Genomic DNA, 12,313 nt, shown 5'->3' with positions numbered 1-12,313 from the left:
GGAACCGGATGCGGCGATTTTTCGTCGCGCGGCCCTGCGGCGTCCAACGAATAAAAACCCGCCTTAGCCATAAGAAAAATTTGTCACCCGAGCCTTGCCCATGAACCTGAAGTTTCTCGAGACCTTTGTCTGGGTCGCCCGACTGAAGAGTTTTCGCCTGACTGCGGACAAGCTGTTCACCACTCAGGCGTCGATTTCCAGCCGCATTGCGGTGCTGGAAGGCGAGCTGGGGGTGAAGTTGTTTTTACGCGACTCGCGCGGTGTCAGCCTGACGCCTGAAGGTCTGAAAGTGCTGGAGTACGCCGAGCAGATGCTCGACACGATGTCCGCGCTCAAGCAGTCGATCGAGACCCGATCGAGCAAGGTTGGCCGGGTGCGCATCGGCGTGATGGACACGGTGATTCACACCTGGCTCAGCCCGTTGGTGGCGCAGATGACCGATCTGTATCCACGGGTGGAAATCGAGTTGGTGGCGGATACCTCGCTGAACCTCTGCGATCAGCTGCAAAAAGGCTTTCTCGACATCGTTCTGCAAACCGACCTGATCCGCCACGAAAGCGTGCGGAGTCTGGAGCTGGCCAGTCACCCGCTGGGCTGGATTGTCGCGAGCAATTCGATCTACAACCGCGACTACGCCGACCTCGCCGAACTGGCGCAGGAACGGATCATCACCTACTCGAAAAACTCCCGACCGCATCAGGATCTGCTGGCGCTGATGCAGGCCAATGGCGTACTGGCGCCACGCTTGAATTGCGTGAATTCAGTGTCGGCGATCACGCGGTTGCTGCGCGATGGGTTTGGCATTGGCGTGCTGCCCCCCGTGTTAGTGGCTGAGGAATTGGCGCGGGGCGAGTTGACCTTGCTCGACATCGACCAGCGGCCGCCGAACTTGCAGGTGGTGGTGTCGTGGCGGGTGGGGGTTGAGTGGGTCGAAGAGATTGTGACGTTGTGTCAGCAGGTGCTGGCGGACTATGCGCGCAAGGTGGGTGAACATTACATAGTTTTGAACGCCTGAAAGCAAAAGATCGCAGCCTTCGGCAGCGCCTGCACTGACCCTTGTAGGCGCTGCCGAAGGTTGCGATCTTTTGCTCTCGGGTTTTACAACCCGCGCACGTCACGGTCTTCGATCGGCCGGCTCTGGCGCAAGCGGCGGCCACCGAGTACGACCCAGTCGATCAAGCGGAACAGGCATTCAATGCCGAACGACAGCAACAGCGCGCCGCTCATGCCCCAGATCATCGCTTCCGGCGTCAGCAAAATCTGATAGCTGTAACCGTTCCAGGTTTCCTTGCGAATATCCGGGTCGGCGGCCAGCACCACTTGCAGGAAGCGGATGTACCACGGGCCTTGCATGGCCTGGAACTGCTTGTCCAGTGCAACCTGACGATTGAGCAAGGTATTCAGGCTATCAGCATCACTGCGGAATATCGGGTCTTCACTGGCACGGTAATGCGCCACCAGCGCCTGCATATCCCCCTTGAAAAACTGCTCGGCAGTGCCCTGAAAACCGCGCAGACCGGTCTGCGCTTCAATCAGATGCGCCTCGACACGTTTCGCGTAATCGTTGATGAACCCCGGCACCTGGACACCGATCAACAGGCCCGCCGCAAACAACACCAGCCGTACATAACTGAGCAACATGGGGTGCAATCCTTATTCGGTCTTGCCTTGGCTGACGCATTCGCCGCGTCGCCACAGGCTCCATTGGCCCGGTTCGTAGCGGGTCCAGGTTTCGTTTTCGGTCAAAGGCTCGGTGGCGATCACCGTGACCACGTCGTTGGGCGTGGTTTCCGCCTGGAAATCGACGATGACATCGACGTCCTTCAAGCGTGCCGGGCCGAACGGTGCGCGGCGGGTGATCTGCGCCAGTTTGGTCGAGCAATAGCAGAACAGCCAGTCGCCATCGCTGAGCAGGCAGTTGAACACGCCTTTGCTGCGGTACTCAGCGCAGGCGGCGACCAGATCCGGCAGCAGCGCCTCTACATCGACCGGTTCCGGAAACGCTGCACGCACGCGGTTGAGCAAATCACAGAACGCCGCTTCGCTGTCGGTATCGCCGACCGGGCGGTAAAAGCTTTTGATCGGGGTGAAGTCGGCGAGCTGGCCGTTGTGCGCAAAACACCAGTTGCGCCCCCACAGTTCGCGGACGAACGGGTGGGTGTTGGACAGGCAGACCTTGCCGACATTGGCCTGGCGGATGTGGCCGATGACCACTTCGCTCTTGATCGGATAACGCTGCACCAGATTGGCGACCTCCGATTCGCAACTCGCTGCCGGATCCTGAAACAGGCGCAAGCCACGGCCTTCATAAAAGGCAATGCCCCAGCCATCGCGGTGCGGGCCAGTGCGGCCGCCGCGCTGCATCAGGCCGGTGAAGCTGAACACGATATCGGTCGGCACGTTGGCACTCATGCCCAGTAATTCACACATGTGCGGACTCTCGGGTTACAGGCGCGGCTCGACCCGCATGCGCTGCGGATTGTTCGGCACTGGCGGGCGGCCGTAACGGTCATCACCGGCGCCGCCAAACGGTTGATCGTCATCGCGATCATCGGCGCGGGCAGCGGCTTTGGCGGCTTCGGCCTGTTCACGGCGCGCGCGGGAAGCCCGTTCGATCGGTAAGCGGATCAGCACGAAAATCAGGTAGATGCCTAATGCAATCATGCCGTACATGAACAGATCGGAGATTGCCCGCAAGGCGTTGTTGCCGACCTTGAAGGCCAGATCCAGCGCAGTAATGGCGATGGACGGCGCAACCTTGGTTTTCACTGGGTCAATGATGGTCGGGCTGAACAGCAACACCGCCATCAACACGCGCAGCGGCTCGCGCAACCAGCGCCACATCCAGGTGGTCAGGCGCATCCATACCAGCAGGCAGCCCACGGCGGCAAAGGCGTAGAGGCCCCAGGCGATCAGATAGTCGTTCTCGGTCATGGTGTCCATGGCAAGGCAGGCAAAGAGGCGCTTATAGTAACGACTTTTCGCCCGTGCGGCTTGTCCCAATACCAGACGGCCAGCAGCAAACCCTGTGGGAGCGAGCTTGCTCGCGAAAGCGGTGGGTCAGTGAAACCAATGTCATCTGACCGGACGCCTTCGCGAGCAAGCTCGCTCCCACAGGGGGCTGCGACGGTTTCACGATCCGCGAAAACCTTTATTCCGAACATTGTCCGAGAGCCTTCCATGCCCCAATCCGCCAACGTCAGCAGTGCCCCGATCGCCCACAAGGCCGCCGGTGCCGACCCGTATGCCTGGCTGCAGGAGCGCGACACCGACGCGGTGCTCGATTACCTCAAGGCCGAAAACGCCTACCAGGAAGCGCAAACCGCCGACCAGGCCGAATTGCGTGAAAGCCTGTTCGAAGAGATCAAGGGCCGGATTCTTGAAACCGACCTGTCCCTGCCCTCGCCTTGGGGTCCATACCTGTATTACACGCGCACCACCGCGGGCGACGAATACGCCCGGCACTACCGCTGCCCGCGTCCGGCGGACGACAGCCTGACCCTCGACGAAAGCCGCGAACAACTGCTGCTTGACCCGAACGAACTGGCCAACGGCGGTTTCTTCTCACTGGGCGCGTTCAGCATCAGCCCGGATCACCAGCGCTTGGCCTACAGCGTCGATGCCTCGGGCGATGAGATCTACACACTGTTCGTCAAGGAACTGGCCAACGACAAAGTCAGCGAACTGGAGTTTCAGGACTGCGACGGCAGCATGACCTGGGCCAATGACAGCCTGACCCTGTTCTTCGGCGTACTCGACGACACGCACCGTCCGCACAAACTGTTCCGTTATCGCCTCGATGGCACCGCTGCCGAAGAGGTCTTCCAGGAGACGGACGGGCGTTTCTTCCTGCATTGCTATCGTTCCAGCTCCGAACAGCAATTGCTGCTGTCGCTGGGCAGCAAGACCACCAGCGAAGTCTGGGCACTCGACGCCAATCAGCCGCACCTGCCGTTCACCTGTCTGGCGCCACGGGTCGAGGATCATGAATACGATGTCGATCATGGCATGCTCGATGGCGTGTGGACCTGGTTTATCCGCACCAACCGTGATGGCATCAACTACGCCCTGTATCAGGCGCCGGACACCGGCGTGCCGCCGAGCGAAGCCGACTGGCAGAACCTGATCCCACACAGCGATGACGTGATGCTCGATGGCGTCAGCCTCAACACCGAGGCCATGACCCTGAGCCTGCGCGAGGGTGGCCTGCCGATCATCGAAGTTCACCCACACGGTCTGGCGCCTTATCGCGTGCAATTGCCGGACGCCGCCTACAGCCTCTATGTGCAGAACAGCCTGGAATTCGAGAGCGATCGCATTCGTCTGCGCTACGAAGCGTTGAATCGTCCGGCGCAGGTCCGCCAACTGATCCTCGCCAGCGGTGAGCAAACGGTTTTGAAAGAAACCCCGGTACTCGGCCCGTTCGACGCCGACGCCTACGTCAGCCAGCGGCTGTGGGCCACCGCACCGGACGGAACGCAAGTGCCGATCAGTCTGGTGATGAAGCGCGAAATGGTCGGTAAAGCGGTGCCGCTGTATCTGTACGGTTATGGCGCTTACGGTTCGAGCCTTGATCCGTGGTTCTCCCACGCGCGCCTGAGCCTTTTGGATCGCGGCATGGCCTTCGCCATTGCCCATGTGCGCGGTGGCGGTGAATTGGGCGAGGCCTGGTATCGCGCCGGCAAACAGGAGCACAAGCACAACACCTTCAGCGACTTCATTGCCTGTGCCGAGTTTCTGATCCTCAACGGCATCACCACTGCGGAAAAACTGGCGATCAGCGGTGGCAGCGCCGGTGGTTTGCTGATCGGTGCGGTGCTCAATCAGCGCCCGGATCTGTTCGGCGTGGCGATTGCCGAAGTGCCGTTCGTCGATGTGCTCAACACCATGCTCGACCCGGAACTGCCGCTGACCGTCACCGAGTATGACGAGTGGGGCAATCCGGAAGATCCGGAAGTTTACGAGCGGATCAAGGCTTATGCGCCGTACGAAAACGTCAGCGCGCAGAATTATCCGGCGACGCTGGTCATCGCCGGCTACAACGACAGCCGCGTGCAGTACTGGGAGGCGGCCAAGTGGGTGGCGAAATTGCGCGCGACCAAAACCGATAACAACGTGCTGCTGCTCAAGACTGAACTGGGCGCCGGGCATGGCGGGATGAGCGGGCGTTATCAGGGATTACGTGACGTAGCGCTCGAATATGCATTTGTTTTCAAGGTTTTGGGCCTGGCCTGAGGAACTCCGTCGGTCCCTTGGGTCTTAATTGCAGACCCAAGAGGCCGATACCCACAGATCTCCTGTAGGAGTGAGCCTGCTCGCGATAGCGGTTTGTCATTCAAATCATTGGTAACTGACACACTGCTATCGCGAGCAGGCTCACTCCTACATTGGATCGGGTAGAACCTGATACCGAGACAATAAAAAGACCGTGACGACATGTCAGAACCGACCTTCCTGAACAACGAAATCCGCGACTGGCTGATGGACTGCGGCCTGTTCGATCAATTGCAGCTGGCCGACTTTGCAGCCGCTGCCGGCTACTTCAGCATCAGCACCGTGGCCGAAGGCGAGGCGATTTTCCGCGAGGGCGATGCCGGCAGTTTCATGTGCATCCTCCACACCGGCCAGGTCGCCGTGCAGAAAACCGGGCCCGATGGCCAGGTCATCACCATGGCCACCCTGCGCAGTGGTCGGGCGTTCGGCGAAATGGCCGTGCTCGACGGCGAACGGCGGTCAGCCACCTGCATCGCTGCAAGCAATTGCCAACTGTTGAATCTGGGCAAGGATTCGCTGGAAAAAATGCTCAACGACGCACCGAAAATCGCCGCGAAGATCATCCGCGCCCTCGCCGTCTCGCTGTCGAAACGCCTGCGCATGGCCGACGGCCAACTGGCGGCGCAACAGGTTTAACCGCCGGGGGATTTCGCCTTGGTGCCGCTCGGTTCGATGCCCGGTACCGGTTGATCCTTGCTTGGCGGGCTGGGCATTTCGATCGGCACCAGCGGTGGGCTGCCACTGCCGGCGCCGGATTTGGGAATATTGATCGGCGTGATCTGCGGGTACGGCGTCGGTGTCGCGGTGCCGGGCGAGCCGGGTTGCGGCGCCGGGCTGAGCGGAATGGCCTGTTGCGCCTGCACTGCAGTAATCGAGAGCGCGGCCAGGGCAATGACCGTTAGAATGGTGCGCTTCATCAAGGGCTCCGTTTGGCCTTAGTCTGCGCTCAGGCTACTCCCAACGGGCCTGCTTGCCTTCCCCCTTGTAGAGATTTCCATGAAACGTTTCGTTCTGCTCGACACCACCCCGATCCCTGAAAGCGGCGGTGCCCTGTGCCTGTTCGAGTATGGCGAGGACTTCGTCATCAAGATCCAGGGCGGCGACGGCGGGCAATTGATGAACACGCGCATGCACGGTTCCGAAGATGCGCTGGCGGAAATTCCTTGCCGCAAGGTCGCTGGCCGGCCGGATTCGCGGGTACTGATCGGTGGCCTGGGCATGGGCTTCACCCTCGCCTCCGCGCTCAAGCATCTGGGCAAGACTGCCGAAGTGGTAGTCGCTGAACTGGTGCCCGGCGTGGTCGAGTGGAACCGTGGCCCGCTCGGGGAGAAATCCGGCCGACCGCTGCTCGATCCGCGCACGGTGATCCGTCAGGACGATGTGGCCAATGTGCTGCAAAGCGAGCCGAACGGCTTCGACGCGATCATGCTCGACGTCGACAACGGTCCCGAAGGCCTGACCCAGAAAGCCAACAGTTGGCTGTACTCCGCCGCTGGCCTGAATGCCTGCGCCAAAGCTCTGCGCCCAAAAGGCGTGCTGGCCGTGTGGTCGGCCAGTGCCGACCGGCAGTTTTCCGACAAATTGAAGAAGGCCGGGTTCAAGGCCGAAGAAGTCCAGGTCTTCGCCCATGGCAACAAGGGCACACGCCACACGATCTGGATTGCCGAGAAGCTCAAAGGCTGAGCTAAACTGTGCCCATAACCGTCATCAGTCTTTTACAAAGGTGAACCCATGAGTTCGTCCACCCCCACCAACACGTCGAAGCTGGATCGCATCCTTGCCGACAACCAGCGCGACAAGGAAATGGGCTACCGCGACAAGGCCCTGAAGATGTACCCGCACGTCTGTGGCCGCTGCGCCCGGGAGTTTTCCGGCAAGCGCCTGAGCGAACTGACCGTGCACCACCGCGACCACAACCACGACAACAACCCGCAGGACGGCTCGAACTGGGAATTGTTGTGCCTGTATTGCCACGACAACGAACACTCGCGCTATACCGATCAGCAGTACTTTTCGGAATCTTCTTTGAATTCGCCAAAGCGCTCATCGGTAACACATAACCCCTTTGCAGCACTGGCTGATCTGATGAAAAAGTGATTCAGGATAAAAAAACAGCCAGTGTTTTACAGCCTCGCAGAATACATGCCGTCATCTGTGAGGCTCTCTTTCTTACTGTGCAATAAATGCCAGCAGGTCTTCATTTATAACCTCGGCATGAGTGGTGCACATGCCATGAGGGAAGCCTTTGTAAATCTTCAGCGTGCCCTTCTTCAAAAGTTTTATCGAGAGCTGCGCTGAGTCTGCGATCGGAACTATCTGGTCGTCATCCCCATGCAAGACGAGCACGGGCACGTCGATTTTTTTCAAGTCCTCCGTGAAATCCGTTTCAGAGAACGCCTTGATGCAATCGTATTGCGCCTTGGCACTCCCCATCATGCCTTGCCGCCACCAATTGTCTTTCAAGCCCTCCAGGACTTTCGCTCCCTCACGGTTATAGCCATAAAACGGGATCGGAACCGACTTGTAAAATTCAGCACGATTTGCAGCCAACCCGGACCGCAAGTCATCGAACACCTCCAATGGCAGCCCGCCTGGATTGCGCGCTGACTTCACCATGACGGGGGGAACTGCGCCGATCAAAACCGCTTTGGCAACCTTGCCCGCACCATACTTGGCGACATAACGCGTCACTTCACCGCCGCCTGTCGAGTGCCCTATGTGGATAGCATTCTTCAACTTGAGGTGAGCGACCAAAGCAGCGACATCCGCTGCATAGGTATCCATGTCGTTGCCAGCAGAGGTTTGAGTCGAACGGCCATGCCCGCGCCGGTCATGAGCAATCACTCGATAGCCCTTGGAGACAAAGAAAAGCATCTGGGCATCCCAGTCATCGGAACTCAGCGGCCAGCCGTGATGAAAGACAAGCGGCTGCCCTGTGCCCCAATCCTTGTAGAAAATTTCAGTGCCGTCGTGGGTGGTAAAACTTGTCATTGCGCCTTGCCCCTCTTTTGTTTTCGAAGCCGTTGCAGCCTGAGCAACTTCACTGCCCATTACCATTGCCGAAAGTGAACCTGCCGCTAGCGCAGTTGCACCGACTTTCAGCACCTGACGGCGCGAACTCGACGGCATATTTTTTGTGTCGGACACAGTGCCTCCTTCTCTTGGCAAAGCATGAGATTTGAAAACTAAGAATGTGAAACCCGAGAACTCGTGAACCTGGCTGGAGCCGCGCACTGCGCGATTTTCAGGGGGCTAGTCCCGTGTCACTGAAGACAGGTGTTACTTGCAGCCCCCCGGAAAACCATGAGTGGTTTAGTAATCCCAGAAGCTCGCGACCCAACGGAATGCGTCACCATCGACGGCCACACGGCCAACGGAAGGGAACGGCAGGTGAGTGGCGACAAACAGCTCGCCGCTCGACGCCGCCTCTTTTAACAGGCGCACACGAACACGAACGGCTTCCTCAGGATCGTGTTCGAAACCGTTGTGCCAATCGGGGTGTTCGAACGCGACCGGAAACAGAGCGTCGCCTGCAAACGTCAACCGCTGGCCACCGGAATTGACGTAAACCACGCTGTGCCCAGGGGTATGTCCCCCCGTGAGCCTGGCCACCACGCCGGGGGCTACTTCATATTCATCCTCGAACGTGCGTACTTTGCTGCCGTACTCGCTCATGAACTGATTGGCCGTGGTTCTCAGCACGTCCGGTACAGGCTCGGGCATGGATGTCAGCGAGAAGTCGGGTGCCTTCCAGAACGCGACTTCGGTGGCCGACACATGGATTCGCAGATCCGCGCGCAACTGGCTCTTCACCTCATCAACCAGCAGTCCGCCAATGTGGTCCATGTGCATGTGAGTAATGATCACGTCCGTGACAGACGATAGCTCGATACCGGCTGCCTGCAGCCGCTTGGGAAATTGCCCGGCCCGCGGAAAGCCCGGGAACTGCCCCCCCAGACCGGCATCGACCAGAATGACCTTGTCTGCGCTGCGCACGACGAGGACGTTCAGCGCCCAGTCGAAAGCGTCCGGCCCGAGAAACATTTCTTTGAACCAGGCTGCGCGAGCGGCTGGATCGACGTTGGTCGACATCGTCTGAGTGGGCAGAGGCAGAACACCATCGCTCACTACCATGACATCAATGTCGCCAATACGCAGTGCATAACGCGAGGGAACCAGTTCCTCGCCAGCCAACTCTTCGAAGTGCGGAATGTCGCTGCTGTCGGACGTTGCGGCGGGATGATTCAGAAACGTGGTCATGATCGTTTTCCTATAGTTCGGCTCGGACTCTCAGGCGATACGGCCCTGCGGACGCGAGAGCGGTGTATCGCCCATGCAATGAGTCTGCGCCGGGGCCTGAACCCTCGAAACCATACCTGCGTATAAATTTTTACTGCCTGGTGCGCCCTGTACCTAACGCTTTAGGGTGAACACTCCCAACAACAGGTTTGCATGACCGGCACTGCTGGATGGCTGTTTGCTGATCATGAAAAGGCCCGCTAAAAAGCGGGCCCCGTGACTTGACGCTCAACTACCCGTCAATGGGCCAATGTCTGAACCCTGGTGGCTCTGGATCGAATGCTGAACACACCGCTAACGATCTGCCAGGACACGGCGAACACACCGGTGATAAAAACCACGTCGCCGAACGTGCGGATCCAGCGCAACGTTTGCAATATGTCCTGCTGCATGAAGGCCTCGCTTCGTGCATACCAGAGTCCCTGACTGACGCTCGCATAAAACTGAATCAATCCGATCGGCAACAGACTGGCACCGATCATCAACGCCAGGCCTGCATTGAGGCACCAAAAAGCGGTCTTCATCAGACGCTCGTTGAACTCAAGTTCCGGCCGAATGTAACGCAACACCAACAGAATGAACCCGAGCGCCAAAAAGCCGTATACGCCGAACAGTGCAGCGTGGGCATGCACCGCCGTGGTGTTCAGCCCCTGTATGTAATACAAGGACAGCGGTGGATTTATCATGAAGCCGAAGACGCCGGCTCCGAGCATGTTCCAGAATGCAACTGTCACGAAGAACATCAGTGGCCAGCGCACCCGCTCCATCCACACGGCACGCGACTTCAATTGCCAGTGCTCCCACGCTTCGTGGCCGAGCACAATCAGGGGCACAACTTCCAGCGCGCTGAACATCGCGCCCACGGCCATGACTGGCGTCGTCGTGCCGGAGAAGTAGATGTGGTGAAAGGTACCCGGCACCCCGCCCAGCATGAACAGTGAGGCTGAGGCCAGGCTGGCCGTGGTGGCCATCCGTGAGGACACCAGGCCCATGCTGGAGAAAATGAACGCCAATGCCGTGGTCGCAAAGACTTCGAAAAAGCCCTCTACCCACAGATGCACGACCCACCAGCGCCAGTACTCCATCACCGACAGGTTGGTCCGCTCGCCATAAAATAAACCCGCGCCGTAAAAAAGGCCTATCGCAACGACCGACGCCGAGAGCAAGGCCAGCAGGTTCTGGTCGCCCGGCTTGTACAGGGCAGGCACGATGCAGCGCAGCATGAGAACCAGCCAGAAGGCAATCCCGGCGAACTTGAGAAATTGCCACACACGACCAAGGTCTACGTACTCGTAACCCTGGTGGCCCAGCCAGAAATTCCACTCCGGTGGCATGAGCTGAGCAATCGCCAGGTAGTTACCGGCGTAGGATCCGACAACGACAATGACCAGGGCCCAGAACAGGGCATCCACACTCTCCTTCTGCCATTTCGGATCTTTGCCGCCATTGATAATGGGGGCCAGAAAAAGTCCTGCTGCAAGGAAACCCGTGGCGATCCAGAACACCGCACTTTGCAGGTGCCAGGTACGCATCAGCGAATACGGAAACCACCGGGAAAGCGGGATGCCGTAGAAGTCTTGCCCTTCGACGGTATAGTGCGCGGTGGCCCCTCCGATCATGACCTGGAACATCAACAGCGCCACGACCAACAGCAGGTATTTGCCCAGCCCCTGCTGCGAGGGGGTCAGGGCGATCAGGCTTAAAGGATCCCGCTCGGGTGGAACGGGTGGCTGCTGTTCCTGATCGCGCAAGAAGGCCCATCCCCACACCAGTAAGCCGATCCCCGCTAACAGCAAAACAACGCTGACGATTGACCAGATGATGTTTTCAGCCGTTGGTTTGTTATCGATCAAAGGCTCGTGCGGCCAGTTATTGGTGTAGGTCGCTACCTGACCGGGGCGTTCCGTCGACGCGGCCCACGCCGTCCAGAAAAAGAACTGCGTAAGCTTCTCGCGACGCGCAGCATCCGGCAGCGTATTTTCCTTCATCGCGAAATGCACACGACTTTGATGAAGAGCGGAATCGTTGCCGAACAGCGCGACATAATAGCCGGCTGTCTGGCGCATCGCAGAAACGCGGCGGGCACTCAGTGTGAGCACGCCATCGTGCAATTGACTGCCACGGTACTCGCGCTTGAGTTGCTGGCGAAGGGCCGCTTGAGCGGCGTCATCAAGTCGATCAAACGAGGTTTTGTAGGTGTCCTCGGCAGCCATGTCGAGCCAGGCCGACAGTTCTCTGTGAAGCCAGTCAGCGGTCCAGTCAGGCGCCTGATACGCGCCGTGCCCCCAAATGGACCCCAATTGCATGCCGCCGACGCTTTGCCAGGCCGTCTGGCCATCGAGGATGTCGTCGTCGGTGAACAGCCGCTCGCCACTGATGCTCTGTACCAGCGCCGGAACAGGCGGAGCCTGGCGATAGATCTCTCGACCGAACCAGCCTAAAAGCCCGAACGTCAGCGCCAGCACCCCAATTAAGGTCCACCAGAGTTTTTTATATTCACGCATCGGAGCTGCACCCCACTTGAGTGAACAGGGTGGATGCCTGACAGACTCCACACGCGATGCCTGATGGCGCCATTAAGTTACTGAAGTTATTCATCGACACTCCTGACTTTTATTGGACATCGCCAGCCCATACTGGCCACTCATTCCATCTTTGCTGCGCGACAATTCGGGCAGAAACCGGAAAAGATCCTTGCAACTTCCCGGTTGTCAGAACGCCCACGCGCGATTAACGCTTG

The 12,313-nt window shown here is 59.0% G+C and carries 12 protein-coding genes; 5 read left to right on the top strand and 7 right to left on the bottom strand.

Going from position 1 to position 12,313, the window contains the following annotated elements:
- The first annotated feature begins 100 nt into the window (after positions 1 to 100).
- Positions 101 to 1,015 (top strand): LysR family transcriptional regulator, encoded by a 915-nt coding sequence (locus ACM6IV_RS19310; RefSeq protein ID WP_414871210.1) that lies wholly within the window; start codon positions 101 to 103, stop codon positions 1,013 to 1,015.
- Positions 1,016 to 1,098: 83 nt separating this feature from the next.
- Here the strand turns inward: ACM6IV_RS19310 and ACM6IV_RS19305 are convergent, their stop codons facing one another.
- From ACM6IV_RS19305 to ACM6IV_RS19295, 3 genes are read right to left on the bottom strand one after another with little or no spacing between them, the layout of a single operon-like run.
- On the bottom strand, positions 1,099 to 1,641 hold the full coding sequence (locus tag ACM6IV_RS19305) for a DUF2937 family protein (RefSeq protein WP_414871209.1): 543 nt from the start codon (positions 1,639 to 1,641) through the stop codon (positions 1,099 to 1,101).
- A 12-nt stretch (positions 1,642 to 1,653) separates the two neighbouring features.
- On the bottom strand, positions 1,654 to 2,430 hold the full coding sequence (locus ACM6IV_RS19300) for a class II glutamine amidotransferase (protein ID WP_414871208.1): 777 nt from the start codon (positions 2,428 to 2,430) through the stop codon (positions 1,654 to 1,656).
- 15 nt (positions 2,431 to 2,445) lie between these two features.
- Positions 2,446 to 2,943: an MFS transporter gene (locus tag ACM6IV_RS19295; RefSeq protein ID WP_414871207.1), complete on the bottom strand. Its 498-nt coding sequence runs from the start codon at positions 2,941 to 2,943 to the stop codon at positions 2,446 to 2,448.
- A 237-nt stretch (positions 2,944 to 3,180) separates the two neighbouring features.
- Here ACM6IV_RS19295 and ACM6IV_RS19290 point away from each other — a divergent pair, with 237 nt between their 5' ends.
- Positions 3,181 to 5,235, top strand: coding sequence for a S9 family peptidase (locus ACM6IV_RS19290; RefSeq protein ID WP_414871206.1), 2,055 nt, complete (start codon positions 3,181 to 3,183; stop codon positions 5,233 to 5,235).
- A gap of 201 nt (positions 5,236 to 5,436) precedes the next feature.
- Positions 5,437 to 5,910 carry a Crp/Fnr family transcriptional regulator gene (locus ACM6IV_RS19285; protein WP_250603558.1) on the top strand — a complete coding sequence of 158 codons (474 nt, stop codon included), beginning with the start codon at positions 5,437 to 5,439 and terminating at the stop codon, positions 5,908 to 5,910.
- Here ACM6IV_RS19285 and ACM6IV_RS19280 read toward each other — a convergent pair.
- Positions 5,907 to 6,191, bottom strand: coding sequence for a hypothetical protein (locus ACM6IV_RS19280; protein WP_186612709.1), 285 nt, complete (start codon positions 6,189 to 6,191; stop codon positions 5,907 to 5,909). The two genes, ACM6IV_RS19285 and ACM6IV_RS19280, sit on opposite strands and share 4 nt — an antisense overlap.
- A 79-nt stretch (positions 6,192 to 6,270) precedes the next feature.
- On the opposite strand from ACM6IV_RS19280, the gene ACM6IV_RS19275 reads away from it, so the two are divergent.
- Together ACM6IV_RS19275 and ACM6IV_RS19270 are read left to right on the top strand one after the other, a co-directional pair.
- A complete protein-coding gene (locus ACM6IV_RS19275; protein WP_414871205.1) occupies positions 6,271 to 6,957 on the top strand; it encodes a spermidine synthase in 687 nt (228 codons plus the stop codon).
- Positions 6,958 to 7,005: 48 nt separating this feature from the next.
- Positions 7,006 to 7,371, top strand: a complete 366-nt coding sequence (locus ACM6IV_RS19270) for a YajD family HNH nuclease (protein ID WP_414871204.1) — start codon at positions 7,006 to 7,008, stop codon at positions 7,369 to 7,371.
- Positions 7,372 to 7,443: 72 nt separating this feature from the next.
- Here ACM6IV_RS19270 and ACM6IV_RS19265 read toward each other — a convergent pair whose 3' ends face one another.
- The 3 genes from ACM6IV_RS19265 to ACM6IV_RS19255 form a co-directional block, all read right to left on the bottom strand.
- Complete coding sequence (locus tag ACM6IV_RS19265; RefSeq protein WP_205993895.1) at positions 7,444 to 8,265, bottom strand: alpha/beta fold hydrolase; 822 nt, start codon at positions 8,263 to 8,265, stop codon at positions 7,444 to 7,446.
- A gap of 321 nt (positions 8,266 to 8,586) precedes the next feature.
- Positions 8,587 to 9,534, bottom strand: coding sequence for an MBL fold metallo-hydrolase (locus ACM6IV_RS19260; RefSeq protein ID WP_122608887.1), 948 nt, complete (start codon positions 9,532 to 9,534; stop codon positions 8,587 to 8,589).
- A gap of 278 nt (positions 9,535 to 9,812) precedes the next feature.
- Entirely contained in the window at positions 9,813 to 12,077 is a 2,265-nt protein-coding gene (locus tag ACM6IV_RS19255; RefSeq protein ID WP_414871203.1) for a nitric-oxide reductase large subunit, read from the bottom strand.
- Between the last annotated feature and the right edge of the window lie 236 nt (positions 12,078 to 12,313).

It is taken from the genome of Pseudomonas sp. IT-347P (assembly GCF_949768005.1).
Classification (GTDB): domain Bacteria; phylum Pseudomonadota; class Gammaproteobacteria; order Pseudomonadales; family Pseudomonadaceae; genus Aquipseudomonas.
This window is presented reverse-complemented; position numbering and strand designations above follow the sequence as displayed.

Coding starts and splice junctions, on each gene's coding strand:
- ACM6IV_RS19265 (WP_205993895.1), bottom strand. CDS start 8,265: ATGACAAGTTTTACCACCCACGACGGCACTGAAATTTTCTACAAGGAT.
- ACM6IV_RS19260 (WP_122608887.1), bottom strand. CDS start 9,534: ATGACCACGTTTCTGAATCATCCCGCCGCAACGTCCGACAGCAGCGAC.
- ACM6IV_RS19305 (WP_414871209.1), bottom strand. CDS start 1,641: ATGTTGCTCAGTTATGTACGGCTGGTGTTGTTTGCGGCGGGCCTGTTG.
- ACM6IV_RS19310 (WP_414871210.1), top strand. CDS start 101: ATGAACCTGAAGTTTCTCGAGACCTTTGTCTGGGTCGCCCGACTGAAG.
- ACM6IV_RS19285 (WP_250603558.1), top strand. CDS start 5,437: ATGTCAGAACCGACCTTCCTGAACAACGAAATCCGCGACTGGCTGATG.
- ACM6IV_RS19280 (WP_186612709.1), bottom strand. CDS start 6,191: ATGAAGCGCACCATTCTAACGGTCATTGCCCTGGCCGCGCTCTCGATT.
- ACM6IV_RS19300 (WP_414871208.1), bottom strand. CDS start 2,430: ATGTGTGAATTACTGGGCATGAGTGCCAACGTGCCGACCGATATCGTG.
- ACM6IV_RS19295 (WP_414871207.1), bottom strand. CDS start 2,943: ATGGACACCATGACCGAGAACGACTATCTGATCGCCTGGGGCCTCTAC.
- ACM6IV_RS19290 (WP_414871206.1), top strand. CDS start 3,181: ATGCCCCAATCCGCCAACGTCAGCAGTGCCCCGATCGCCCACAAGGCC.
- ACM6IV_RS19270 (WP_414871204.1), top strand. CDS start 7,006: ATGAGTTCGTCCACCCCCACCAACACGTCGAAGCTGGATCGCATCCTT.
- ACM6IV_RS19275 (WP_414871205.1), top strand. CDS start 6,271: ATGAAACGTTTCGTTCTGCTCGACACCACCCCGATCCCTGAAAGCGGC.
- ACM6IV_RS19255 (WP_414871203.1), bottom strand. CDS start 12,077: ATGCGTGAATATAAAAAACTCTGGTGGACCTTAATTGGGGTGCTGGCG.